The 24385-nt window shown below is 62.6% G+C and carries 32 protein-coding genes; 16 read left to right on the forward strand and 16 right to left on the reverse strand.

Features of this window, described 5'->3' with window-relative positions; translation table 11 throughout:
• Window positions 1-52 precede the first annotated feature (52 nt).
• The 3 genes from JWR51_RS08050 to JWR51_RS08060 all read right to left on the reverse strand — a co-directional run bounded on the left by JWR51_RS08050 (window position 53) and on the right by JWR51_RS08060 (window position 1811).
• Entirely contained in the window at window positions 53-859 is an 807-nt protein-coding gene (locus JWR51_RS08050; RefSeq protein ID WP_299746068.1) for a transglycosylase SLT domain-containing protein, read from the reverse strand.
• A gap of 67 nt (window positions 860-926) precedes the next feature.
• Window positions 927-1175 carry a DUF2188 domain-containing protein gene (locus tag JWR51_RS08055; protein WP_299746071.1) on the reverse strand — a complete coding sequence of 83 codons (249 nt, stop codon included), beginning with the start codon at window positions 1173-1175 and terminating at the stop codon, window positions 927-929.
• Between the two features lie 51 nt (window positions 1176-1226).
• Complete coding sequence (locus tag JWR51_RS08060; protein ID WP_299746074.1) at window positions 1227-1811, reverse strand: nitroreductase; 585 nt, start codon at window positions 1809-1811, stop codon at window positions 1227-1229.
• Between the two features lie 218 nt (window positions 1812-2029).
• On the opposite strand from JWR51_RS08060, the gene JWR51_RS08065 reads away from it, so the two are divergent.
• Complete coding sequence (locus JWR51_RS08065; protein ID WP_299746076.1) at window positions 2030-3001, forward strand: hypothetical protein; 972 nt, start codon at window positions 2030-2032, stop codon at window positions 2999-3001.
• A 12-nt stretch (window positions 3002-3013) separates the two neighbouring features.
• On the opposite strand, the gene JWR51_RS08070 is transcribed toward JWR51_RS08065, so the two are convergent.
• The gene (locus JWR51_RS08070) at window positions 3014-3790 is read right to left on the reverse strand and encodes an LCCL domain-containing protein (protein WP_299746079.1); all 777 of its coding nucleotides are present in this window, start codon (window positions 3788-3790) and stop codon (window positions 3014-3016) included.
• Between the two features lie 194 nt (window positions 3791-3984).
• Between JWR51_RS08070 and JWR51_RS08075 the strand changes: the two genes are divergently transcribed.
• Window positions 3985-5787, forward strand: coding sequence for a hypothetical protein (locus JWR51_RS08075; RefSeq protein ID WP_299746082.1), 1803 nt, complete (start codon window positions 3985-3987; stop codon window positions 5785-5787).
• A 33-nt stretch (window positions 5788-5820) separates the two neighbouring features.
• Here JWR51_RS08075 and JWR51_RS08080 read toward each other — a convergent pair whose 3' ends face one another.
• Genes JWR51_RS08080 through thrS form a run of 5 tightly spaced genes read right to left on the reverse strand, consistent with a single transcriptional unit; the run spans window position 5821 to window position 10887 of the window.
• Window positions 5821-6816 carry an NAD-dependent epimerase/dehydratase family protein gene (locus JWR51_RS08080; protein WP_299746085.1) on the reverse strand — a complete coding sequence of 332 codons (996 nt, stop codon included), beginning with the start codon at window positions 6814-6816 and terminating at the stop codon, window positions 5821-5823.
• Window positions 6813-8234, reverse strand: coding sequence for a phosphomannomutase (locus tag JWR51_RS08085; protein ID WP_299746088.1), 1422 nt, complete (start codon window positions 8232-8234; stop codon window positions 6813-6815). Before JWR51_RS08085 ends, JWR51_RS08080 begins: the two co-directional genes overlap by 4 nt.
• Window positions 8234-8665: an alternative ribosome rescue aminoacyl-tRNA hydrolase ArfB gene (gene arfB, locus JWR51_RS08090; RefSeq protein ID WP_299746089.1), complete on the reverse strand. Its 432-nt coding sequence runs from the start codon at window positions 8663-8665 to the stop codon at window positions 8234-8236. Before arfB ends, JWR51_RS08085 begins: the two co-directional genes overlap by 1 nt.
• Before the next feature lie 8 nt (window positions 8666-8673).
• On the reverse strand, window positions 8674-8904 hold the full coding sequence (locus JWR51_RS08095; protein ID WP_299746091.1) for a hypothetical protein: 231 nt from the start codon (window positions 8902-8904) through the stop codon (window positions 8674-8676).
• 3 nt (window positions 8905-8907) lie between these two features.
• Window positions 8908-10887 (reverse strand): threonine--tRNA ligase, encoded by a 1980-nt coding sequence (gene thrS, locus JWR51_RS08100; protein WP_299746093.1) that lies wholly within the window; start codon window positions 10885-10887, stop codon window positions 8908-8910.
• Window positions 10888-11018: 131 nt separating this feature from the next.
• Here thrS and JWR51_RS08105 point away from each other — a divergent pair, with 131 nt between their 5' ends.
• Window positions 11019-11312, forward strand: a complete 294-nt coding sequence (locus JWR51_RS08105) for a hypothetical protein (protein ID WP_299746095.1) — start codon at window positions 11019-11021, stop codon at window positions 11310-11312.
• Between the two features lie 12 nt (window positions 11313-11324).
• Here JWR51_RS08105 and yidD read toward each other — a convergent pair whose 3' ends face one another.
• Together yidD and JWR51_RS08115 are read right to left on the reverse strand one after the other, a co-directional pair.
• Complete coding sequence (gene yidD, locus JWR51_RS08110) at window positions 11325-11636, reverse strand: membrane protein insertion efficiency factor YidD (RefSeq protein ID WP_366525564.1); 312 nt, start codon at window positions 11634-11636, stop codon at window positions 11325-11327.
• Window positions 11636-12088 (reverse strand): iron-sulfur cluster assembly scaffold protein, encoded by a 453-nt coding sequence (locus JWR51_RS08115; protein WP_299746097.1) that lies wholly within the window; start codon window positions 12086-12088, stop codon window positions 11636-11638. The genes yidD and JWR51_RS08115 overlap by 1 nt, the downstream gene beginning before the upstream one ends.
• A gap of 151 nt (window positions 12089-12239) precedes the next feature.
• On the opposite strand from JWR51_RS08115, the gene folE reads away from it, so the two are divergent.
• The 3 genes from folE (at window position 12240) to hisI (ending at window position 14266) form a co-directional block, all read left to right on the forward strand.
• Window positions 12240-12860 carry a GTP cyclohydrolase I FolE gene (gene folE, locus JWR51_RS08120; RefSeq protein ID WP_299746098.1) on the forward strand — a complete coding sequence of 207 codons (621 nt, stop codon included), beginning with the start codon at window positions 12240-12242 and terminating at the stop codon, window positions 12858-12860.
• Between the two features lie 87 nt (window positions 12861-12947).
• A complete protein-coding gene (locus JWR51_RS08125) occupies window positions 12948-13781 on the forward strand; it encodes an AraC family transcriptional regulator (protein WP_299746100.1) in 834 nt (277 codons plus the stop codon).
• A 38-nt stretch (window positions 13782-13819) separates the two neighbouring features.
• Window positions 13820-14266, forward strand: a complete 447-nt coding sequence (gene hisI / locus JWR51_RS08130) for a phosphoribosyl-AMP cyclohydrolase (protein WP_299746221.1) — start codon at window positions 13820-13822, stop codon at window positions 14264-14266.
• On the opposite strand, the gene JWR51_RS08135 is transcribed toward hisI, so the two are convergent.
• Complete coding sequence (locus JWR51_RS08135; protein ID WP_299746102.1) at window positions 14260-15003, reverse strand: rhomboid family intramembrane serine protease; 744 nt, start codon at window positions 15001-15003, stop codon at window positions 14260-14262. The genes hisI and JWR51_RS08135 overlap by 7 nt on opposite strands.
• A 178-nt stretch (window positions 15004-15181) precedes the next feature.
• Here JWR51_RS08135 and JWR51_RS08140 point away from each other — a divergent pair, with 178 nt between their 5' ends.
• The 7 genes from JWR51_RS08140 to JWR51_RS08170 all read left to right on the forward strand — a co-directional run bounded on the left by JWR51_RS08140 (window position 15182) and on the right by JWR51_RS08170 (window position 19151).
• Entirely contained in the window at window positions 15182-15826 is a 645-nt protein-coding gene (locus JWR51_RS08140; RefSeq protein WP_299746103.1) for a PAS domain-containing protein, read from the forward strand.
• Window positions 15827-15956: 130 nt separating this feature from the next.
• The gene (locus JWR51_RS08145; protein WP_299746105.1) at window positions 15957-16589 is read left to right on the forward strand and encodes a PilZ domain-containing protein; all 633 of its coding nucleotides are present in this window, start codon (window positions 15957-15959) and stop codon (window positions 16587-16589) included.
• Between the two features lie 63 nt (window positions 16590-16652).
• A complete protein-coding gene (locus tag JWR51_RS08150) occupies window positions 16653-17054 on the forward strand; it encodes a DUF2200 domain-containing protein (protein ID WP_299746107.1) in 402 nt (133 codons plus the stop codon).
• A 105-nt stretch (window positions 17055-17159) separates the two neighbouring features.
• A complete protein-coding gene (locus JWR51_RS08155) occupies window positions 17160-17786 on the forward strand; it encodes a transglutaminase-like cysteine peptidase (RefSeq protein WP_299746110.1) in 627 nt (208 codons plus the stop codon).
• Window positions 17787-17933: 147 nt separating this feature from the next.
• Window positions 17934-18263, forward strand: a complete 330-nt coding sequence (locus JWR51_RS08160; protein WP_299725304.1) for a metalloregulator ArsR/SmtB family transcription factor — start codon at window positions 17934-17936, stop codon at window positions 18261-18263.
• The gene (locus tag JWR51_RS08165) at window positions 18260-18724 is read left to right on the forward strand and encodes an SRPBCC domain-containing protein (protein ID WP_299746112.1); all 465 of its coding nucleotides are present in this window, start codon (window positions 18260-18262) and stop codon (window positions 18722-18724) included. Before JWR51_RS08160 ends, JWR51_RS08165 begins: the two co-directional genes overlap by 4 nt.
• 10 nt (window positions 18725-18734) lie before the next feature.
• Window positions 18735-19151 (forward strand): GFA family protein, encoded by a 417-nt coding sequence (locus tag JWR51_RS08170; protein WP_299746114.1) that lies wholly within the window; start codon window positions 18735-18737, stop codon window positions 19149-19151.
• Between the two features lie 75 nt (window positions 19152-19226).
• On the opposite strand, the gene JWR51_RS08175 is transcribed toward JWR51_RS08170, so the two are convergent.
• Entirely contained in the window at window positions 19227-19547 is a 321-nt protein-coding gene (locus JWR51_RS08175) for a hypothetical protein (RefSeq protein ID WP_299746116.1), read from the reverse strand.
• Between the two features lie 116 nt (window positions 19548-19663).
• Here JWR51_RS08175 and JWR51_RS08180 point away from each other — a divergent pair, with 116 nt between their 5' ends.
• On the forward strand, window positions 19664-20317 hold the full coding sequence (locus tag JWR51_RS08180; RefSeq protein ID WP_299746118.1) for a hypothetical protein: 654 nt from the start codon (window positions 19664-19666) through the stop codon (window positions 20315-20317).
• 187 nt (window positions 20318-20504) lie between these two features.
• Here the strand turns inward: JWR51_RS08180 and JWR51_RS08185 are convergent, their stop codons facing one another.
• The 3 genes from JWR51_RS08185 to JWR51_RS08195 form a co-directional block, all read right to left on the reverse strand.
• Window positions 20505-20723, reverse strand: a complete 219-nt coding sequence (locus JWR51_RS08185) for a DUF3126 family protein (protein WP_299746120.1) — start codon at window positions 20721-20723, stop codon at window positions 20505-20507.
• 43 nt (window positions 20724-20766) lie between these two features.
• Entirely contained in the window at window positions 20767-21642 is an 876-nt protein-coding gene (cysE, locus tag JWR51_RS08190) for a serine O-acetyltransferase (protein WP_299746121.1), read from the reverse strand.
• Window positions 21643-21727: 85 nt separating this feature from the next.
• Window positions 21728-22492, reverse strand: a complete 765-nt coding sequence (locus JWR51_RS08195) for an alpha/beta hydrolase (RefSeq protein WP_299746122.1) — start codon at window positions 22490-22492, stop codon at window positions 21728-21730.
• Between the two features lie 287 nt (window positions 22493-22779).
• Between JWR51_RS08195 and JWR51_RS08200 the strand changes: the two genes are divergently transcribed.
• Window positions 22780-23025 (forward strand): zinc-finger domain-containing protein, encoded by a 246-nt coding sequence (locus tag JWR51_RS08200; protein WP_299725288.1) that lies wholly within the window; start codon window positions 22780-22782, stop codon window positions 23023-23025.
• Between the two features lie 12 nt (window positions 23026-23037).
• Complete coding sequence (locus JWR51_RS08205; RefSeq protein ID WP_299746123.1) at window positions 23038-24246, forward strand: FAD-dependent monooxygenase; 1209 nt, start codon at window positions 23038-23040, stop codon at window positions 24244-24246.
• Window positions 24247-24385: the final 139 nt, after the last annotated feature.

Below are 24385 nucleotides of genomic sequence, written 5' to 3' on the forward strand. Positions count from 1 at the left end.
CCCTATTCAATTTCCTCGATCATGGGTAAACGCCTTATTGAGGCTCGCGTTCCTATTTTGCGTAAAGCTGCGTGAAAAACGCGCTACCACCCGCCCCGACCGGGTTCAGCGGCGATTCCGGTCCGATCTGCTCCTCATTCTTGAACAGGCCTGTGAACGACATATTGGCCGGCGAGAAGCGCGACGCCACCACGGGCGCAGCGCTGGCGACCGGCTGGCTCGCTAACTGCTGGGCCGCAAAGCCCGCCGACGGCCCGCCCTCGTGCTTGGCGACCAGCGCGCGATAGACCTGCCGGATCGTGCGCGGCTGTCCCTCGTCGTAAAAAATGGTCCGGTTGGCCTGCGCCTGGCGGGGAAACAGGTCGGCGGCGATCTGGTCGGGGTTTTGTAGCCCCGCGTTGAACATCCGCTCCGCCCCCTGTGCGCCCAGGAAATGCGCGATATAAAGCTCCCCGGCGCTCGGCTGCCGGCCGAATTTGGCGCTCAGATAGTCGCCATTCGATTTGGTGAACGCCGCCGCCAGATCGGAGGCAATCTGGGGGTCCTCGCGCAGCTTGAGGATTTGCGCCCGGGCATCGGGGTCGCGCACCGTATAGCCATTGGCGGTCTTTTCGATCTGGTCGGCATATTGCCCGTAGCCCAGCCGCGGCCCCTGCTCCTTCATGGTCTGCAGCCAGGTCGTGTCGAGAAACTGGAACAGACCGGTAGCGGAAGAGGTCTGCGCCTTCGCCTGCGGATTAAGGCTGCTCTCGCGGATCGCGGTTTGCAGCAGGTAGTTAAAGTCCACGCCGTTGCGATCGCCCGCCGAAGTCAGGACATAGGCAAGACTTTGCGGTATCGCGATTGGCTGGACGCCCATTAATCCGTCTCGAAAGAATCGTTTCGGTTAATGAAACACTAACATCAGTTAACCGTGCGTTAACTTTCTATTCGCGCGTCGCCAGTTCCTCGTCACTATCGTCATCGGCACCCGACCGCCACGCGCTATGGAACGTCGAGTCGATGTCCTGCACCAGCACCTCAACCTCACGGCCCCTTGCCGATTGCAGCTTTGCTTCCGCGACCGCCGCCACGATGGCGTCTTCCTTGGTTTCAAACGGGCTCTGGTCGGAGCCGTGAAAGCTCACTTTCCAGTGACTATCGCAGCGCGCGACGATGAAATGATCTGCAACCATGAATGCCTCCCTTGCGCCGGCATAACGCAGACGCCAGCGTGATGTTGCATCCTACTCCGGCGATTGCCAACGCGATACGATAGAGTCCAGTTTCGGCCGCGGCCGGTCCTCGATCACCGCGCTCGGCGTGCCGATCTGCACGAAGGCCACAAACCGCTCGCCCTCGCGCGCGCCCAGCATGCGGGCGGCTTCGGCGTCCATCGAATACCACCGGCTCACCCAATTGGCCGCGTAGCCCAGCGCGAAGGCCGCATTGACCAGATTGAAGGCCACATTGCCGGCCGACAGGAACTGCTCCCATTCCGGCACCGTCGGATGGGCCTTGGGCGACGACAGCACGCCGATGGTCAGCGGCGGCGGCAGGAACCGCATCAGCTCGCGCTCCAGCTCCGCCTCCTCCAGATTGGGGTTCTTCGCCTTGGCCATTGCCGCCAGCTTTTCGCCGATCAGCGCCCGGTCATCGCCGGTGTAAAGCACCAGCCGCCACGGATTGAGCTTGCCATGATCGGGCACGCGCGTACCGATGGTCAGGATCTGCTCCAGCTCCTCGGCATTGGGCCCTGGCTCCTTGAGAAAAGCCTGCCCTACCGACCTGCGGCTCATCAGATAATCGCGCATCGCTGCATTGGCCGGCATCATCATCTCCTTCTCACTGAGGCCATCCAATAATCAGACTGCCGCGATCACGATAGTCCCCAGTGGCTATTCACATAAAATCGTCTGCGCTGGCGCACAGGGCTGTTCCAAAGTGTCAGCGTCTATGACACAGCTTTTCCCCAATCGCCGCCTATTGCGTCGCGACTCTCCACACACGACGCCAATTTTGGGCGTACCTACCGGGGCCGGGAAAACATATGCGTTCGGGACTAGTCTTTGCCCTCTTGCTGCTCTTGCTGGCGCCATTAGCGCCTGCGGCTATAGCGCCTCCGGCATTCGCGCAGGACGCCGCCGCCGAAATGCCCCCCATGCCGCGTCCGCGCCCCAATCGCGATGAGACGCCTCCACCACCGGTGCCTGCTGATACGCAGACCCCCGCCACCGAGGCCATCAGCGCCCTGACCACGGTGCCACAACCCGTCTCGCTGACGGCCCGCATCACCGAAGACGGCACCACCATTCCCGAAGGCCTGGTCTGGCGCATTTTCGGCACCACGCCCGATGCCAGCGGCGAACTGGCTTTGGTGGCCAAGTCCGACGAAGCGATCGCCTCAGTGGAGTTGCCGCCCGGCGAATACGTCGTGCATGTCGCCTATGGCCGTGCCCAAGCCAGCGATACGCTGACAGTCACCGAAGGCGCCAATGAAAAGAGCTTCGTCATCGGCGCCGGCGCGCTGCGCCTCAATTCGGCGATCACCGGCGATATCGCCATACCCGCCAACCTGCTGAAATTCGACATTCTCACTGCCGGCGACGAAGCCAACCGCACCATTGTGGCCGAAGGCCTGCGGCCCAACGAGATCGTCACCCTCAATGCCGGCACCTACCACATCGTTTCCCATTTTGGCGACGTGAACGCGATCGTGCGGGCCGATCTGCGGGTCGAGCCCGGCCAGCTCACCGACGCGACGCTCTACCAGAAGGCCAGCCAAGTCACCTTCAAGCTGGCCTCCGAGGTCGGCGGCGAGGCGATTGCCGACGTCGAATGGACAGTCAAGACCGCCGACGGCACCACCGTCTTCACCGATCTCGGCGCCTTCCCCGCGACCGTGCTGGCCGAAGGTGAATACACCGTCCTGGCCAAGCAGGGCGAAACGGTCGTCAACCGCGACTTCGAAGTCCAGGCCGGCTCCAGCCAGGAAATCGAAGTGCTGACGACGGCGCACTAGGGCTGTCGCGCCCTAGTTGCTGAGCTTGCTCTGAACTTTGGCATCGACGTTCAACACGAACTTGAAACTGCCATCCCACGGGCCGTAGTTGCGCGAGGCCACGCCATTGGCTTGCGAGCCGCTATAGCTGGCCTGCCCCGGCATGACCTCGATGACGACGATGCCGGTTTGCCCCGGCTGCAGCGCGCCGGCATGCACCGCTGCCGCGGCTATCGAGGAATCGTCGGTATAGATGTCGTCGCCCCAGACGGACTCCGTCGTCGATCCCGTGACTTCGAATTCCAGCAAAGTGCCGTTCTGCCCGCGATACACAGTCAGGTTTTCCGGCGCCCGCTGCACCTGCGCCGCACTGGTCGCCTCCGCCCCGACAATGCGGTAGCTGACCTGCCAGGGACCATAGCTGATGCTCACCACGCCATTGCGCGCGACCCCGGCGTAACTATCGAGCCCCGGCACGATTTCCACGGTGACCACGCCCGCCTGCCCCACCTTCAAGGCCCCGGCATGCACTGCGGCGACAGCCAGGGCGGAGTCACTGGTATAGGTGCCGTCGCCCCAGATCGCGCCAGCATCGCTGCCGACAACGTTGAATTTCAAGGTCTGGCCGACCTCGCCCGCATAGTTGAACAGGCTCCCCGGATCGGCCTCGATTACGGCGCCCGTAATAGCCACCTGCGGCGTGCCGAGCTTGGCGGTCGAGGGCTGGTTTGACTCGGCCGACGCAGAACTGACGCAAAGCAACGCTATAAACGCGCCGGTCACTATGGTGTGCTGAACTTTGGTCGCCAAAATTATCAAGCCCCGGTCGTCTCGTCTGGTGCCCGTTATATTGCTTACCGCCGCTCGACTGACAAGCATTTGCGCGCGCCCAGCCACGGCGCCTTAACATTTGACCAACCCTATGCGCGACGACGCTCTTTGCCTATTGCTGGTAACCGCGCGATGGCACAAATTGCGCACCGAACAAGCCCGGAGAGTTAGCCGTGACCTTTGATATCCTGTCTCGCCCCAAACTGGCTGCTTTTGCCGCTGCCTGCCTGCTGACCGTGGCCCTGCCAACCGGGACCGCAATCGCCAAGGAAAAGATCAAGGCGCCCGCAGAGCAGAGCACGCCGGTCGTCACCACGCCTCCCGAATTCACCGTCGAAATCCCCAGTGTCAACGCCGTGGGGTCCAATGTCGACGACACCACGCTGCGCGCCATTTTCAGCGGCGACCTGGTCGAGAACGCCGATGCGCTGGCCGGCCTCACCGCCACCAGCATCACCATTCCCGAGATCATCCTCAGCTTCACGTCCACCGTGGATGGCACCGACAAGTCCGGGACAGTCACCTTCAAGGACGTCGCTCTCGACAACGTCGAGGATGGCGTTGCCGCCAGCGTGTCGCTCGGTGGTGCTGAACTGACCGCCGATGAAGATGTGTCGGGCAGCTTCGGCGCCGTCTCGGCCACCAATTTCGATATCGGCGGCATGCTCGCCGTCTATGGCCTGGTCGACGCCGCCGGCCAGACCGAGCTCACCACCCTCTACAGCGATTTCAAGTCCGCAGGCGGCTCGTTGGCCGTCAAGGACGTCGCCTGCAATGTGGGCGCGATCGAAACGGCCGAATTCAAGGGCCGCCCGCTGAAATTCTCATTTGCCGACATCATGGCCATGTCCCAGACAATGGAAGCCGAAGGCGAGACCCCCTCGCCCGAGACCATTGGCAAGGCACTGCACATCTATGCCGATATCTTCACCGCCTTTGAATCCTCCCCGGTCACCTTCGGCGGCTTCGATTGTAAGGGCACCGACGAGAACGGCACGCCATTGGACTTCGCCATGGGCGGCATGACCATGGATGGCATGGCTCCCGGCACCTATCCCGCCATCGCCATGCAGGATTTCCGCATCGCCGTCGAAGGCGATGGTGAAATGAGCATGAGCAATATCGCCTTCAAGGCGATGGACCTCAGCGGCCCGATCGCCACCGTCGAAGCCGCGCCCGAAGCCATCGACCAAGCCTGGCTCGATGCCAATGCCCGCTCGCTGATCCCCGCTTTTGCCGGGTTCTCGTTCGACGGCTTCAAGATGGACATTCCTAATCCCGACGCCGCCGACCAGCGCGTCAAGGCCGATATCGGCGCCTTCGATCTGTCGCTGAGCGACTATCTCAACGGCATTCCCACCAACATTTCGACCACCGGCGACAGCATCGTCGTCGATGTGCCCAAGGATTCCGGTGACGAGCAGTTCCAGCAGTTGATCGACCTGGGCATCACCTCGATCGATGTCGGTTTTGCCGTCAAGGCCGCCTGGGATGAGGCCACCAACGCCATCAATATCGAGGATGTCTCGGTCAGCGGTGCCGATCTCGCCACCGTCAAGCTCGCCGGCACCATCGGCAATGCCACCGAGGCCCTTTTCGATATCGATCCGGATACTTCGCTCGCCGCCGCCATGGGCGTCGTCATCAACAACCTCAAGGTCAACGTGGTCGATGCCGGCCTCGCCGACATCATCCTGAAGCGCGTCTCCACCGAGCAGGGCTCGGATGCCGCCACCATGCGTCCAATCTATGCGGGCCTGGCTGAAGGCACCATTCTGGGCATGCTCGCCGGTGCTGCCGAGGCCCAGAAGGTCGGCAAGGCCGTCAGCGCCTTCATCAGCGGCGATGCCAAGGCACTCACTATCGAAATGACCGCCAAGGATCCTGCCGGCCTCGGCCTCGCCGATTTCATGGCCGCCCAGGAAGACCCCACGGTCCTGCTGCAGAAGACCAATATCTCAGCGACTTCCGAGTAATCGACCATAGCGGCCCCGCTCCGACGGGGCCGCCTACCTGTAGAACTGCCGGTACCACTCAACCAGCCGGGCGGCGCCCTCTTCGATCGAGGTCTGCGGCACCGCTCCGATCAACTGCCGCAGCAGCGACACATCCGAATAGGTTTCCACCACGTCGCCCTGCTGCATCGGCAGGAAATCGAGCCTGGCCTTCTTGCCCAGCGCCGCTTCGATTGCCGCAATGAAATCCATCAATTCGCGCGGCTGCCCGCCACCCAGATTGACGATCCGGCTCGGCGCTACCGGCGATAGGGTGTCACCCTCCAGCGCTTCACCCGCCACCGGCGGTCGGTCGATGATCCGCGCGATGGCCTCGACCAGATCATCGACATAGGTGAAATCACGCCGCATCCGGCCTTCGCCATAGACCTCGATGGCCTCGCCCGCCTCGATCGCCCGCACGAATTTCAGCGCCGCCATATCCGGACGCCCCCAGGGCCCGTAGACGGTAAAAAACCTCATGCTGGTCGCCGGGATGCCCCATAGGTGCGCATAGGCATGCACCATGGCCTCGCCGCCCTTCTTGGTGGCGGCGTAGAGCGAGACCGGATTATTGGAATGATCGGTTTCGGCGAATGGCATTTTCAGATTGCCGCCATAGACCGAGCTGGTCGAGGCAAACACCAGATGTCGCGGTCGATGCGCCCGCACCGCCTCCAGCAGGTTCGCAGTGCCCACCAGATTGGAGCTGATATAGGTCTCCGGCGCTTCGATGCTGTAGCGAACCCCCGCCTGCGCCGCCAGATGAACCACGATCTCAGCCTGGCTGGCCCGCAGCGCCTCGGTCAGCCCCGCGGCGTCCTCGAGCATACCCCGCACGCCATGAAAACCCGCCTGGTTCGACAGCAGCGCCATCCGCCCAGCCTTCAGCCCATCGTCATAAAACGGCGTCATCCCATCATAGCCGGTGACGCTATGCCCATCGGCCAACAACCGCCGCGCCAGGTGAAACCCGATAAAGCCGGCCGTACCCGTCACGAATATGTTCACGGCAATTCCTTCAGCGCGCCAGCGGCTGCCCCCAAACCCCACTGCAGCAAGGCCCGTGCGCCCGCTTCCGACCCACTCTCGACATAGCAGCGCAACTCCGGCGCATTGCCCGACGCCCGGAAATGCACCATCTCCCCCGCCCGCGTCCAGAACTGCAGCCCATCGATCTGCGACAACCGCTCGATCTCATGATCCGGCGCAAAAAACGCCGCAGCATAGTCCGCATCATCCGCCAGCCGCCCCAGCAGCGCCGTGCTTTTCTCGCCCGGCACATGCTCCAGCCGATCGCTCGCCGCAAATTGCAGCGGCAGGCTCGCCACCAATTCCGCCAGGTTCACACCCTGCCGCGCCGCCAATGCCAGCGCACTGAGCAGTGGCAACACCGCATCCCGCGTTGGCAATGCCGAAATCTCGCCGCCCCCGACAAGCGCCGGCGTGCCGAGCAGCGTCCCGCCATTCGCCTCGAACCCCACGACGACAGACGCTCCCCCCACAATCGCCTCCGCAATGCCCGCCACCACAAAGGGCGACCCCACCTTGGTGCGGATCACCTTCGGGAAAAACCCAGTCTTCTCGATAGCGCTATTGGACGTCACCGGCGTCACCACCGCATCCGCGCCAAGATAGCGCGCCGCCAGCAGCCCCAGCACATCCCCCCGCACGAACGCGCCCTGCTTGTCCATCAGCAACGGCCGGTCGCCATCGCCATCGGCCGAGACAATGGCGTCCAGCTTTTCGGAAGCAATCCAACCCTTGAGCGGCGCAAACACCGCATCGCCGAATGCCTCGGTATCGACCGCTACAAACCCATCCACCCGGCCCAGCGGCACAATTTCAGCACCAGCGCGGTGCAGGATGGCGCCCAGAATGTCCCGCGCCACCGTGGAGTGCTCGAACACACCGATCCGCCAACCCCGCAGCGAGCCTGCCGGCGCCAGATCGGCAAACCGCGCAACATAGCGCTCGATCGCCGCCACATGCTCATGCGCAACCGGCAGCGCGGCGTCCGCAATCTGCTCATCCCGCAGCGCCGCCAGAATCCCCGCCTCATCGGCTTTGCTGATTTCGCCGCTCGGGGTGTAAAACTTGAGCCCGTTCCGATCCGCCGGAATATGGCTGCCGGTGATCATGATCGATGGGCTCTGCGCCGCCATTGCGTGTAGAGCCAGTGCCGGCGTCGGCAGTGCTCCGCAGTCTATTGGCCGCAATCCATGCGCTTCAATTGCGGCCGCGCAGTCCGCCGTGATCGCAGCACTCGACGCCCGGAAATCGCGCGCCAGATACACCCGGTCGCTAACGAGCGCCCCAAGGCCCTTCAGATGCCGCAGGAACGCCGCCGTATAGCGCCGCGCCGCCTGCCCTTGCAGGTCAACCGCCAGCCCACGCAACCCACTGGTGCCGAATTTCACACTATCCATCAATCCCCATCCGGAATGTCGCGCCGCATCGTCTTGGTGACGGAACGGATCGATTTCCCCTCCAGTCGCCGCTTTTTCGAAGCTAATGTCGGCCGCGTCGCCACCCGGAATTTCGGCGCGACCGCGCCTTCCTTGAGCAGCGCCACCAGCCGCTCCTGCGCGTCGGCGCGGTTCATCGGCTGGTCGCGGTGCGAATTGGCGGTGATGACGAGCACGCCCTGCTTGGTCAGCTTGCGCCCCGCCAGCACCGCAACGCGCCGCTTCATCGGCTCGGGAATATTGGGCGAATTCATCAGATCGAACCGCAGTTGCACCGCGCTCGACACCTTGTTGACATTCTGCCCGCCCGGCCCGGCACTGCGCACGAACGTCTCCTCCAGCTCGCTGGAGTCGATGCTGATCCGGGGTGTGATCTCTATCGGATCGGGCATCGCATCATCTAGTTCCGGTATCGACCGGCAAAAATGATCTCACCCTCGTGGATCGTGAGGCCCTTGATGGTCGCCCTGTATTTGCCGGGCAGCCCCTCTGCAGGGACCACCCAGCCTTTTTTGAGCATACCGGCGAAAGTCTTCTCGCCGATATCCTTGAAATCGTCCGGCCCAAGCGCGTTCTCCTCACCCAGATGGGTAAGCGCCTTGATCTCGCGATTGGACGGACGCTGCGGCATCGATCAGGCAGCCTTGGCCTTGAGGTCCGGCGGGGTCGCTTCCGCCATCAACTCAACCAGCGCATCCATGAACGGCACAACCTTCTGCCCTTCGGTTCCGAGGCGGCGCACCGACACAGTGCCCTCCTCGGCCTCGCGCTTGCCAACGACGAACATCAACGGCACCTTGCCCACCGAGTGCTCACGCACCTTGTAGTTGATCTTCTCGTTTCGCACGTCCAGCTCCGCCCGGATACCGGCCGAGCGCAACTGCCGCACCAGCTTCTCGGCGGTCTCGTCGGCCTCCGAAACGATGGTGGCGACCACAACCTGCACCGGCGCCAGCCACATCGGCATCTTGCCCGCATAGGACTCGATCATCATGCCGATGAACCGCTCCAGCGACCCAAGGATCGCCCGGTGCAGCATCACCGCATACTTGCGCGAACCGTCCTCGGCCACGTAGGTGGCGTCCAGCCGCTCCGGCAGCACATAGTCGAGCTGCAACGTTCCCACCTGCCACGAACGCCCGATGGCGTCCTTGAGGTGGAATTCCAGCTTGGGCGCATAGAACGCGCCCTCGCCCTCGGCGATCTCGAAGTCATAGCCGGTCGCGCGCAGAGCATCGCCCAGCGCCTTCTCGGCCGCGTCCCAACGCTCGACGGTGCCGCCGAACTTCTCCGGCCGCGTGGCGAGCTTAATCACCACATCCGAAAAGCCCATGTGTGCGTAGACCGAATAGAGCAGATGCACGAAATGCTCGGTTTCGCTCTGGATCTGGTCCTCGCGGCAGAAGATGTGCGCATCGTCCTGCGTCATCTGCCGCACGCGCATCAGCCCATGCAGTGCGCCATGCGCCTCATTGCGATGGCAGCAGCCGAATTCGGCCATCCGCAGCGGCAGATCGCGATAAGACTTGATGCCCTGGTTGAAGATCTGGATATGGGCCGGGCAGTTCATCGGCTTGAGCGCCATCAGGTCGCTCTTGCCGCTCAAAACCGGGCCTTCCTCTTCCGTGCCGGGCACTTCGTCAGGCACCACGAACATGTTTTCGCGATACTTGCCCCAGTGGCCGGAGGCTTCCCAGAACTTCGAACTCATCAATTGCGGCGTCTTCACCTCGACATAGCCCGACGAGTTCAGCCGGCGACGGATATAGGTCTCCATCTGGTTGTAGAGCACGTAACCTTTGGGATGCCAGAACACCGACCCCTGCGCTTCCGGCTGGAAATGGTACAAATCCATCTCCTGCCCGATCTTTCGGTGATCGCGCTTCTCGGCCTCTGCCATCATGTGGAGATACGCGTCCAGCTCTTCCTTGGTAGCAAACGCCGTGCCGTAAATCCGGCTCAGCACAGGATTATTGCTATCGCCACGCCAATAGGCGCCGGCCACCTTGGTCAGCTTGAACGCGTTGCCGATATCCTTGACCGTGCGCATATGCGGGCCACGGCAGAGGTCGATCCACTGGCCCTGCTTGTACATCTTGAGCGACTGGTCAGCCGGAATGGCATCGACCAACTCGACCTTGAAGTTCTCGCCGCGCGCATTGAAGAACGCCTTGGCCTGGTCGCGCGTCCACACTTCCTTGGTGAACGCCGCCCCGCGATCGATGATCTCGGCCATCTTCTTTTCGATGACCGGGAAATCGTCCTCGCTGAACGGCTCGTCGCGCTTGAAGTCGTAGTAGAAGCCGTTCTCGATCACCGGCCCGATCGTCACCTGCGTCGTCGGCCACAGCTCCTGCACCGCTTCGGCAAGCACATGCGCCGTGTCGTGCCGGATCAGTTCCAGCACGTCCGCCGACCCGCTATCGCGCGTCACGAATTCGATTTTGCCGTCGGCGTCCAGCGCGTCGGACAGATCGCTCAACACGCCATTCCAGCGCATTGCGACCGTCTTCTTCGCCAGGCTCTTGGAGATGCCTTCGACGATGGTGGTCCCGGTGGTGCCACGCGCATAGTCGCGAGCTGCACCGTCGGGGAACGTCACCTTGATCGTCATTTTCAAATCTCCAGAAATTGGATTGATGCAGCGACCTTTGCTGCAAGGCGGCTTGTCTAGCACGGTTCTCCGCCAAATCCAGCCTCTAGGCAGTTGGCAATTGGCGTCATATATTGGTGTCAGGAGCAAAAATGACCGATCAAATAGTCGATTTGCAGTTTATCGGGCGCCAGTTGGAGCGCATCCTCGATGAGCAAAGGGCGCTGCGTCAGGAAATGGGCGACGTCAGGACGCTGGTGGTCGGTCTCGCCGAACAAAACCGTCGGCTCGACCGCCGACTTGTCGACATGCCTTCGGATTTGGAACTTATGATCAAATCCGAAATTGGTGGGCGGCTTACCAACGTCGAAAGTCGGCTCGAGGCACGGGGTGACCGCCAAATCGAAAGCCTGATCGAGCGGCTGGCGCAAGTTCGCACGCCATAGCAAACGTCCGCTTCAACGCCAGCTTCCATAGGTCCATGGCGCAAACCAGTGCGCCCGCTCCGGCGCGACAACCGGCACCGGATCATAGCCATGCGTTCCGCCCGGCCGGCACCGCACCACCCGGGCCAGCCCCATCCACCCGCCGGGCCAAAACCCGTGCTGCCAGATGGCGTCGCGGGTATATTCCGAGCAGGTTGGCGCGTGCCGGCAGGTCCGCCCCACGAAAGCCGAAAGCGTATAGCGATAGATCTGGATCAGCGTGACCGCGACCAGCTTGAACGGCCAGTCGATCACCCGCCACATCATGTCGATGACTCTACCCATCAACCGGCGGCTCTAACCGATTCCACCGACTCGATTTTATCCAGCGCGTCGACCATCGCGTCGAACACCAGCAGCGTCGAGGTATGCCGCGGCCGATATTCACGCACCGGCTCGAGATATTTGAGGTCGCTCCACTTGCCCGTCGGCGGCGCCCCATTCTCCTTGAGCATGGCGTGCATCTGCGCCCGCAGCGCCCGAACCTCGTCCACCGGCGTGCCAACGATTTCACGCGCCACAACTGCTGCCGAGGTCTGCCCCAGCGCGCAGGCGGAAATATCATGCCCATATTCGACCACGACGCCGTCGCGCACCGCCAGGTCCACCTCGATCACCGAGCCGCAAACCCGGCTCACCTTGCGGGCCGACGCATCGGGCGCAGCCAACCGCGCCGGCTGCACGGCGTTTGCAGCCAGATCGAGGATTTTTTCGGAATAGAGATCGCTAAGGTCCATGAAACGCACAAATCTGTTTCTTGTCGGCTTGGGTCTACCCACTTATATAGGGTGTCCCGCGTGGGCTGCCATGGCAAAGAATTATCATTGCTCACGGGAACCCTATCCACGTCAGCGCATCTGAAGTTGTGCCAAGCCAAGGAACCGACTTATGGACGCCCGTGTACAGCCCCTCGATACCGAGCCGACTGCCTTGCCCACACGCCTTCGTCCCAGCCAGGCCGAGGCCGAGGCCGCGGTGCGCACGCTGATCGCCTGGGCCGGCGATGATCCGACTCGCGAGGGCCTGCTGGAAACTCCGGCCCGCGTCGCCCGCTCCTATGGCGAGCTGTTTGCCGGCTACGACCAGAGCCCCAAGGAAATCCTCAGCCGCACCTTCAAGGAAGTCGGCGGCTACGATGATATCGTGCTGATGCGCGATATCCCGTTCCATTCGCATTGCGAGCACCACATGGTGCCCTTCGTCGGAAAGGCCCACATCGCCTACCTGCCCCACGACGGCGTCGTCGGCCTGTCCAAGCTCGCCCGGCTCGTGGAGGTGTTCGCGCGCCGCCTGCAGACCCAGGAAAATCTTACTGCACAGATCATCGACGCGCTCAACGAGCATCTGGGCCCGCGCGGCGTCGCCGTGATGCTCGAGGCCGAGCACATGTGCATGACCATGCGCGGCGTGCGCGCCCACGGCGTCGCCACCATCACCCACCGCTTCACCGGCGTCTTTGCCGAAGACCGCGTCGAGCAGGATCGCTTCTTCGCCATGATCAAGCGTTGATCCTGCGCTAGACTCGCTGTGCATGCGCGATCAAATGCGTCGGCTCGCGCCGTGGCATAGAATCGGCGTCTCAAGCGAGTTCTGCCCATGTCCGACGTCGCCAAAATGCTCTGGGTCCTCGAAAGCCGGCTCACCGAACCGGTATCGCTGGATGATCTGGTGGAAGTCACCGGCCGGTCGAAATCCTACCTGTCGCGCGCCTTTCCGCTGGCCACCGGCTATTCGATCTCAGGGTATATGCGGGCCCGACGGCTCACCGAAGCAGCCCGGAAGCTGGCCGATGGTGCTCCCGATATTCTGTCGGTAGCGCTCGATGCCGGCTACGGCTCGCACGAGGCATTCACCCGCGCTTTCGGCGATCAGTTCGGCCTCACGCCGGACGAACTTCGCCGCGGGCGTAATCTGGACAGCATCCAACTTGTGGAGCCTCAACGCATGGATACCACCGCAACAATCGATATCGCCCCGCCCCGTTTCGAAACCCGCTCGCGCATGCACTTCGCCGGCATCGCCCAGCGCCATCCCATGAACAATCCGGCCGGTATTCCGGCCCAATGGCAGCAGTTCCAGGCCTATATCGGCAATGTCGAGGGGGCCGTCTCCGACGCCGCCTATGGTATAGTCTGTGGCATAGAAGACGGCGATTTTGACTATATCGTCGCCGTCGAGGTGCGCGAAGGCGTCGATGTTCAGCCCGAACTCAAGCGCATCACCACTCCTGCCCTGAACTGGGCACGTTTCGTGCATCGGGGCGACGTCACTACCATCCGCGCGACCATCGGCGCTGCCTCCGAATGGCTCGCCAATGCCGGCCGGGAGCTGAGCGACGCCCCCGTCGCCTTCCTCGAATATTACGGCCCCGCCTTCGATACGGCCACCGGCGCCGGCGACATCGAAATCTGGTTCGGCCTCAAGGCCTGATCTGGCGCAATCTCATGGCGCGGTATAAAAACCGCGCCATGACCCTCACCTTTGCCGACGCCAAAACCCTCAGCCATGCCGAACTCGAAGAAGGCGCCACCCTCGCGCCCGCCTTCGATGCGAACGGCCTCGTCACCGCCGTCACCATGGAGGCCGGCAGCAACGAGTTGCTGATGCTCGCCCATATGAATGCCGAGGCCCTGGCACTGACGCTGGAAACCGGCTTCGCGCATTACTGGTCCCGGTCGCGCGGCAAAATCTGGAAAAAGGGCGAAAGCTCCGGCGAATTGCAGCGCGTGGTCGAATTGCGCGTCGATTGCGACCAGGACGCCATCGTGTTGCTGGTCGAACAAACCGGCCGCGGCGCCGCCTGCCACACCGGGCGCAAATCCTGCTTCTACCGCCGCGTGGTCACCAAGGACGGGGCCGCGACGCTGGAAGACACCGGCCTACCCAAACTCTTCGACCCCAAGGACGTTTACTGACGTCGTTCGAACAGACCGACAAGAAGGAACCCCGCGAAAAACCCGCCCAGATGCGCCTGCCAGGCCACCTGCACATTGGTGCCGGTGAAAATCGGGAGCAGCGGCACGGCGGCGTTCAGCACCACCCAGATTAGGATGAACATGCGCGCCCGCGTGTCCTTGGCCAGATCGGCGAAACTCGCCAGTCGCCGCCCCACCGGCACGCGCTCGCCCGTCTCGGGATTCTGCATCACCAGCACCGGCTGGAAAATGAACCGCACCGCCGCCCCCGTCAGGCCGGCTATCCCGCCCGATGCACCCACCAGATAGGCTCCGCTCCACAGCGTCGTCGCCGCGAAGAGCGCCGCACCGGCCGCTGAGGACACAAAGAACAGAATCAGCGTCGGCCCCGCCCCATAGCGCCGCGCGATCGGCGTTCCGAAAATCGCCAGCCACGCCATGTTGATCAGCAGGTGGTCCCAGCCGCCATGCAGCAGCGCATGGGTAAACGGCGTCCAGATCAGCGGCAGCCCCAGCGACAGGTTGTCTCCGGCCGCCACTATGCGCAGCGGCAGAAACGCGAACCAGAAAATCAGTTGCCCATATCCATCCTGGTTAAGAACAAAGGTTGACGCCGCCTGAATGGCGACCATGACGCCGATCATCGCCGTAATCACGCCCGGCAGCAGGAAAACCGGCTCGCGCCCGCTCGCCCTGACATTTTCCGAGCCCGGCGCGTGTGGTCCTTGTTCACTCATCACTTCGCTCCGACTCGCAGGCGCCACGCCGCTCTGGCACTTCTTTTCCACATTGGGACACCCACGTTAACCTTAACTATCCTTTAATGGCGCTTTTGCCCCGCCCTTTTGCCAATGTCATCCCACGGCGGAAGCGTTCCCTTTGGGGTCGAGCGCGAGTCCATTTGGGTCATGACGAATGCAAAAGACGAGCACCAAGACGCTCTACGAATATTGGAACGGCATTCGCGGTGCGCGCAGCGCTCCCGACCGCAAGGATATCGACCCAACCCGCATTCGCGAAGCCCTGGCTAATACCTTCATCCTGGAACTGGATGAAGACGAGAAATTCTCGTTCCGCCTGGCTGGCTCGCACCTCTGCACTGCCTATTCGCGCGAACTCAAGGGCCGCTCCTTCTCCGGCCTCTGGCATGAACGCGACAAGGACGCGCTCGATACCCTGATGCGCGCCGTCACCGAAGATCATGCCGTCGCCCTCGTGACCTTCCAGGGCACCACCGCGATCAACACCAAGACCAGCTTCGAGACCATCCTGATGCCGCTGCGCCACAACGGCTCGACCCATACCCGCATGCTTGGCGCCATGACCGCCCTTGATGAGCCCTATTGGCTCGGCGTGCAGCCGATCATGGAACAGCGCATCACCGGACTGCGCCTGATCTGGCCGGACGACGTGGCGATGCAGGACGTTGCCAGCGACGTGGCCACCACGGTCAACAGCGATATCGGCTACTCCTCGCCGGTCGCCATGCCCGCAGTAGTGTTCGGGCGCAGCGCTCGCCGCTATGCCCATCTGGCGGTCATCGATGGTGGCCGTCAGTAAGCAAACTGCTGCGCGGCGACGACCAATTTGAACCTGATTTGCCGCGCTTCAATGCCGGCAGATACAACCATGCGTTAACCAAAACCCGATAGCGTGATCATAGAGTCACAGCTTTTTATCGGTCATGCGCATGCTCAGCGACGATATTCCATCTCCGCAGTTCATCGCCCCGTTGCGGACGCGCGCCGAAAAAGTGCGCTTCCAGCGCGTGAAGGTTTCCGTGCTCGGCCGCTACATGCTGGCCGATCGCCGTGAGTTCCCCTGCCAGGTGCTGGAGATGTCGCCCGGCGAAGCCATGGTTATCGCGCCGGTCTCCGGCGTCGTCGGTGAGCGCGTCATCGCCTATATCGATCATATCGGGCGCATCGAAGGCACCATCATCGAACAGGTCGAGGGTGGTTTCCTGATGGAAGTGGCCGCCTCCCCGCGCAAGCGTGACAGGATGGCCGCCCAGCTCACCTGGCTGGCCAACAAGGACGTCCTCAATCTGCCCGAGGATCGCCGCCACGAACGCGTCGTGCCCGACAACCGCCATTCCACCGTCGTGCTCGACGATGGCCGTCGCTATAACTGCAAGATCATCGATATCTCGCTCTCCGGCGCCGCCATCGAACTCGATGTGCGCCCCGCCATGGGCACGCCCGTCACCCTGGGCCGCATGCGCGCCCGCGTGGTCCGCCATTTCCAGAATGGCGTCGCCGTCGAATTCGCCTCCGCCCAGGAAATGCTGACCGTGGTGCAGCAGAACCTGCGCATGAACTAGCCACCTCATCGGTCTTGCGCCCCGACCGCCTCAGCCGCTAGCCTGCTTGGCGAAGGAGGACGCATGGACACAAAGCAAAAGCACCGGATCTATTCGATCAGCCTCGCCAGTGTTTATCCGCACTATGTGACGAAGGTCGAGAAAAAGGCGCGTAGCCAGTCCGAGCTGGAAGAGGTCATCTGCTGGCTCACCGGCCACAACCCCGAAACGCTGCAGCGGGAATTGGTCAACAAGACCAATCTCGAGGACTTTTTCGCCCAGGCTCCGCACATGAACCCGTCCCGGTCGTTGATCACCGGCGTCGTCTGCGGCATTCGCGTGGAGGATATCGAAGAACCCCTCATGCGCGAAATCCGCTACATGGACAAACTCGTGGACGAACTGGCCAAGGGCAAGGCCATGGAGAAAATCCTGCGGACTCAGAAACTGAGCGCCACCACCCAAGCCCCTGTTCCGCATAGTTAATCGCGCCTGAATCAGGTCGATAAAACTCGATTCAAAACTGCATTGTAGTTTTCGGACCGACGAAATTCGGTCCCCCTAGGTTGGTCTCCATCAGGGAGATCAACAATGTCATTCACTCAAAAGGGACTGCCGGCGGCGCTGATTGGCGCAGTTCTGGCTCTGGCGGCGGTCATCGCGCCGGCCCACGCCTTCGACACGTCCAACGTCGCTTTCATCCAGACGCTCGATGCCACTACCTCTATTCCGGTCGGCGCCGCCGAGTTCTGCAAGACCCACCGCGATGAATGCCGGCCTAATGCCGTGGTCGTGCCTGCCGTCAACCTGGACGAAGCCTCCTGGAGCCAGTTGCTCACCGTCAACGCTACCGTCAACCAGACCGTGGTGCCGGTGACCGATCAGGACCTCTACAACGTCTCCGAATTCTGGACCTATCCCAACGGCTATGGCGATTGCGAAGACATCGCGCTGGAAAAGCGCCGCGACCTGATCGCCGCCGGCTGGCCCGCCAGCACCCTGTTGATGGCCGTGGTTCGCGAACGCAATGGCGACGGCCATGCCGTACTGATGGTGCGCACCGACCGCGGCGATCTCGTCCTCGACAACCAGGTAGGCGAAGTGAGCCTCTGGAGCGAAACGCCCTACCATTACATCAAGCGCCAATCCCAGGCCGATGCCGGCAAATGGGTCGACATGATCGACGACCGCCCAGTCATCGTGGCCGCGGCGAACTAAAGACAGAAGTTTCCGGGTCCCGCCAAAAGCCTATCCCTGATAGGGGCCCGATGAATGAGGCCAGTTCCGCGTAAGCGAAACTGGCCTCATTGTTTTAGCAAACCAATTAGCATTGACTCATCAATTAGCGTTCGCTATTGGTTCGTTATGACCCAAGCCGCCCCCATCAACGCCGTCATGCGCGCCCTCGCCGATCCCACGCGGCGAGCCGTGTTCGAGCAAATCGTCAGCGCCAATGAGATCACCGTCGTCGAACTGACGCGCGGCAGCGGCGTGACGCAGGGTGCCGTTTCCCAACACCTCAAGGCCCTCAAGCAGGCCGGCCTGGTCGCCGAGCGCCCCGAGGGTCGCAATGTCTATTACCGCGCCGAGCCTGAGGGCCTCGCCCCGCTGGTCGATTGGATGAGCCATTACGGCGTGTTCTGGCGCGAGCGCTTCGCCAATCTTCGCACTCTTCTCAAGGAAATCGATCCATGACCGACGCCGCGTTGAAACCCGCCACGCAGGACATCGTCGTCGACGAAGTCTTCCCACACACACCCGAGACCATCTGGAATGCGCTGACCAATGGCGCGCTCATTGAGCGCTGGCTGATGGCGCCAAAAGGGTTCGCGCCCGTCCCTGGTACCCATTTCACCTATCAGACCACGCCGGCCGGTCTTTGGGATGGCGTCATTCGATGCCAGGTATTGGAGGTGATCCCCAACGAGCGTTTCGTCTACGCCTGGAAAGGCGGCCACGAGAGCAATCAGGGCTACGGTTCGCGGCTCGACACACGGGTCACGTTCATTCTTTCCAAGGTCGACGGCGGCACCCGCCTTCGCCTCGTCCATTCCGGCTTCGTCATGCCGGTGAACGATGTCGCGTTCCAGAACATGAGTGAGGGCTGGAAGAAAATCGTCCCCCGCCTCACCACCATCATCGACGAGCAGGCCTGAGGACTAGCAGATGAGCCAGCCCTACACCGGAGGATGCGCCTGCGGCGTGATCCGCTACGAAATCTCGGCCGAGCCGATAGCGATGAACGATTGCCAGTGCCGCGATTGCCAGAGCACGAGCGGCACCGGCCACGGTTCCTACCTGACGTTCCCGAGCCGCCAGGCGGTGACCCTCACTGGCAAAGCCACCCATTGGGACATGATCGGCGACAGCGGCAACACCAAGACGCGCGGTTTCTGCCCCGCCTGCGGTTCTCCCGTCTACCTGACCTTCTCGGCCATGCCGGATCTCTTCACCATCCATGCCGCAAGCCTCGACGATCCAGCCCGATACCGGCCACAAATGGCGACCTACACCATGCGCGGCCACGCCTGGGATCACCTCGACCCCACCGTACCGAAATTCGAAAAGATGCCGCCAATGTGAAGGTAGTCGCTAACGAATGAGGCCAGCTTCTTTTTTGAAGCTGGCCTCATTGCCATTCGCGAATGGACGTCGAGATTAGTGCTGCACGAAGACGTAGACGCCCATGATCAGCAGACCGGTGACGAAGGCCCAGCCGAAAGCCACGATGGCAGACACCAGTGCCGAACCCATTGTGACTGCATTGTTTTCTTCATGGTTCCAGCCCATCTGCAGCATGATGTAGGGGCCGCAGAAAAAGCTCATCACCAGATGTCCCATGGACGCGAACACGGTTGCCCCGTCATAGCGCAATATCGCCGGCTGGCGCAGGCGCCACTGATAGAGATGGGTGCCGGCCCCGGCGACGCACAAACCCACGCCGATGATTATTGCTGCAGCAAGCAATTCGCGACCCATACTCAACGCCCCCGCTGGCCGATCCCTGGAAATCGGCCACTGTTAACCCTTCATTAAGCATATTGCGGGCTCTATGCCATGTCACCTCTCCTCGGCTGAACTGGTTAATTCTGGTCATGCGCACCCATGCGGCCGCACCGCAGCCCAGCTCGCTCGGCTTCAACCTTGCCGGCATTGCCGTTCTGGTGCTGTTGCTGGCCGTCGGCGCCGCCTACGTGGTCGACATTCTGGGCAAGAACAACCGCGCCGCGCCGCCGAGCCTCACTGACAAAAACACCGTCGCCATTGCTGTTGCCGGCAAGGAACTGACGATACCGTCATCATGGTTTCGTTACGGCGAGCAATTGCGCGGCGGATTCGTCAACCAGATCGACTTGCACGTGCTGCTGGGCGAAAGCGCCATACCGGTCGATGTGACGCTGCTGCCGCGTAGCCGCGTCCGCCCGAGCGCCATCCTGCTCGATGGCGTCTATCTACATCAATTTGACGATGACACCCTGAGCGGTGTCGCGGGCCTAGTCGGCAAGCCGCTGCACGATGGCGATGGCTTTACCGGCGAAAGCGTCTGGTACGATGCGCTGGCAGCCAATCCATTCGTCGCCAAATGCCTGGCGCCCGTCCGCAAGGATGAGCCGGTGCAATGCCTGCGCACGGTGTTCCTGCCCAGCGGCATCGCGGCGGTCTACGCCTTCGACGCCAGCGCCCTGCAATCCTGGCGCCAGTTCGATTCCGAAATGCAAAAATGGCTGGGTCAGATCGGGGCTTGGTAGGGGCCATTGACCCCGGCCAACCTAGGCATGGTGGCACGCCCTCGTGGTTCGAGGGTCGCTCCGCTGCCACCTCACTATGAGGACTACTTAAAAACCCCAAGTCGAGCAGTAGCCCTCATGGTGAGGTGCGAGCCCTTTGCGAGCCTCGAACCACGAGGGCGCGCCCCAAAGCTCAGCAGAGTAGTTTTCAGCCTATGTCTTCCAAGTCGATGTCCAAGATCGACATGTTGAAGATATATGACTTGTCGCCGTCCTCGTCGTCGAGGTGGATGAGACCGACCGATTCATCGCCGATGAACACTTCCACCGAATCGTTGAGCTTGTGGCGCGGCCGCACGTCGATGTTCTTGTTGTTGAACTTCACCTGCAAAAACTTCTGCAGCTTGAGGATCTCGGGCTGATTCACTGTCACGCGTCCTATTGTTTGGCTAAGGCCGCAATGTAGGGCCTCAGGCGCTTGGGGCAACCCCTGGGCTGTCCGAATTAGCAGTGGAAGGCGTAGTTTCGAGGTCGTGCACGAGGATCATCTGGTCCATGACCAGCGCCGGCTGCGCGCAGCCTGCTTCGCCGATCACCTTGGCCGGAACCCCGGCGACCGTGGTGCGCGGCGGTACTTCCTTGAGCACCACCGAGCCGGCGCCAATGCGGGAGCAATCGCCCACCTTGATATTGCCCAGCACCTTGGCGCCCGCGCCGATCAGCACGCCATTGCCGATCTTGGGGTGCCGGTCCTGGTCGGCCTTGCCGGTGCCGCCCAACGTGATGCCCTGCAGCAGCGACACATTATCGCCGACAACCGCTGTCTCGCCGATCACCAGCCCCGTGCCGTGATCGAGCATGATACCCTGCCCGATCCGCACGGCCGGATTGATATCCACCTGAAATACGATACTGGCCCGGCTCTGCAGATAGAGCGCAAAATCGCGCCGCCCCGCCAGGAACAGCGCATGGGCAAACCGATGCGTCTGGATCGCCTGGTAGCCCTTGAAATACAGCAGCGGCTCGACCGCGCGGTGGCAGGCCGGATCGCGCTCCAGCGTTGCCGCCAGATCGACCCGCGCATCCGTGCCGATCTTCGGCGTATCGGCGATCACTTCGGCAAAAGTCTGCCTTATGATATCGGCCGACACGTCTTCATGATCCAGCCGCGCCGCAATGCGGTGCGCCAAAGCCTGCTCGAAGGTTTCGTGATTGAGGACTGCCGAGATCACCAGATTGGCCAGCGATGGCTCAGTGGCGATGACCTGTCGCGCTCCGGCCCGCACGGCATCCCATACGGGATCCATCGATTGGACGCTGGCGGATTTCTTGGCGTTCGCGCTCATGGCACGTCACTCCCACATTCAAGTCCGTCGATATAAGCTATCCCATGCTCCAAAACAAAGCCCCAACGGCTTGTTTGGTTCACGTTCATCTCACCACGGCGAAATTCCTGCTCAAAAACTCCAGCGCTGCCGCCTTGAATTTGGGATCGCCGGTGCCGCGCATGTGATCACGCTTGGGAATGACGAAGGCCTCGCCCTGGGGCAAAAGGTCAGCCAGCGCCTCGGGCGGCCCGGCCATCGTATCGGCCTCGCCCACCGCCACCAGCACCGGCACCGCGATTCGCCGCACGTCTGCGCGCGCCATCGGCTCGCGCGAAGTCTCCATGCAGGCCGCCAACGCTTCCCGATCGGCCTTGGTATGGTCGGCGAAAATCCGGAACTGCCGCGCCGTCGGATGGCTCAGTTCCGCCAACGTCGGCGCCCGCAGCCCGGCGATGATGTCATTGCCGTCGCTCAGCCCGTTGATCAGGTTCATCCCCATGCCGCCGAACACGACACAAGCCACCCGCGCCTCCACCTGAAACGCCACGAAAGCCGCAATCCGCGCGCCCATCGAATAGCCCAGCAGCGCCGCCCGCTCGATCCCCAGATGATCGAGCAGCCGCACCGCGTCCCGTGCCATGTCCTGCGGATGGTAGCGCTCCGGATCATACGGCTTGTCCGAATCCCCATGCCCGCGATTGTCGATCAGGATCGCCCGGTATCCCGCCCCGGTCAGCGTCTCCACCCACCCGGTATCGATCCAGTTCACCTTGCCGCTCGAGGCAAAGCCATGAATGCAAAGGACCGGCTGGCCCGTGCCGAACACCTCATAAGCCAGGGTCAGGCCATCGGATTGGAATGTGGGCAAGGCGACAACCTCATGTAGTGATGCACCGGCTTTTAGAACGCCAAGCGCCGTTGCGGAACCCCAGTCTCGCCCCACCCACATCCGGGCGCTTCCTTCCCGCGGGCTTGACCCGCGGGCCCCTCACCACGCCCCTGACCCACGCGTTCGCCGAGAGCGCCCCGCGGATCAAGTCCGCGGGAAGGACAGAGAGTGGGCGAATGAAGTACCGGCCCCCCGACGCCCTTCCAAATCCCCCCCCATTTGGATAAGGTCCGCCCCAAATCACTCCACCTACGCAGGTCTGCACCATGGCTCACGGCACAACGCCCCATTTCCACAATACCGAGGGTCTTCGCCAGATCGAGGTGGGCTCCAAGGAATTCCAGTGCGTTGGCGCCCTGCCCCCGTTCGATCATCCCCACATCTACATCGATATGGGCAAGGACAACGAAGCGGTTTGCCCCTATTGCTCCACCCATTTCGTGTTCAATTCTCGCCTCGCCGCCGGCACCGCCAACCCGCTGTCCGCCGTCTTCCAGGCCGACGCCGCCTGACGGGTTTTCGCCATGCCCGGTAAGGGCCACATCTACTATATCGTGGGGGCCGGCATTTCCGGCCTCACCCTCGCCTTGGCGCTCGCCAAATTCGGCGCCCATGTCGTGGTGCTCGAACGCAGCCCGGTGCTGTCCGAATTCGGCGCCGGCCTGCAGATCAGCCCCAATGCCCGCCATGTGCTGAACGACCTCGGCCTCGACGCGGCGCTGACCGCCCATAGCCTCGAGCCCTCCGGTATCGACATCTACCCCTATCGCCGCCCCAACCCGCTCGTCACTCTCGAGCTCGGCGCCACCATCCGCGAGAAGTTCGGCGCGCCCTATGCCGTCATGCACCGCGCCGATCTCGCCGATGCGCTCTACAAGGCCTGCCGCCGCTTCGCCAATATCGACATGCTGTTCGGCGTCCGCGCCTGGAACGCCGTCCCCAGCGACCGTGGCGTGTCCGTCACCATCGAGGACGCCAGTGGCCAATCGCGCACCGGCCGCGCCGACGCGCTGATCGGCGCCGACGGCGTCCACTCCACCATCCGCACCAGCCTACTCCATGGCCCAGCCGCCGATTACCGCGGCCGAGCCGCCTGGCGCACCCTGCTCCCCTTCGATGTCATGGCCGGCCAGGTCGCGCTCGATCGGGTCTCGGTGTTCTTCGCCCCCGCCTACCACATGGTCTGCTACCCGCTGCCCCACCGCCGCCAGGTCAATATTGCGCTCTTCGCCAAAGGCCCAACGTCCCGCTCCGACGACGCAAAACTGGCCCTGCCCAGGCCGCTTCGCCGCAGCCCGCGTCTCGACGTGATTCTGGCCGCCGCCGGCACGTCCTGGACCCCTTGGCCACTTTACACCGTGCAGGCCCCGCATTGGCACCGCGGCAATATCGGCCTCATCGGCGACGCCGCCCACGCCATGGAGCCCTTCCAGGCGCAAGGCGCCGCCATGGGTATCGAGGACGCCGCAATTCTCGCCCCACTGCTGATCGCCAACCCCGATGCCGAGGCCGCCTTCGCCAAATTCGAAGCCCTGCGCCGCCCCCGCGTCGAGCGCGTCGCCAAGCTCTCGCACACCAATGGCGCTATCTTCCACATGAAGTGGCCGTTCAGCACTGCGCGGAACCTGGTGATCGCGGCGCAGGGCGGCCGCGCCCATCTCAAGCGTCTCGATTGGCTCTACGGCTACGACGCCGCGGCCACGATGCGCGGCAAATTCCCCGCTTCATCCTGAATCAATCTCTCGTCCCCGCGCTGCAAGCCCTTGATCGATAGCTGGAATTCGCGCTTCAAAGGCAAATCCTCCAGCACACAAACCACCCTCCGGCCTTGCTTTGGCTGGTGCGCCTGTGTCAACTGCGCGACAGATTGAA

This window comes from Devosia sp., assembly GCF_028290625.1.
Lineage (GTDB): Bacteria > Pseudomonadota > Alphaproteobacteria > Rhizobiales > Devosiaceae > Devosia.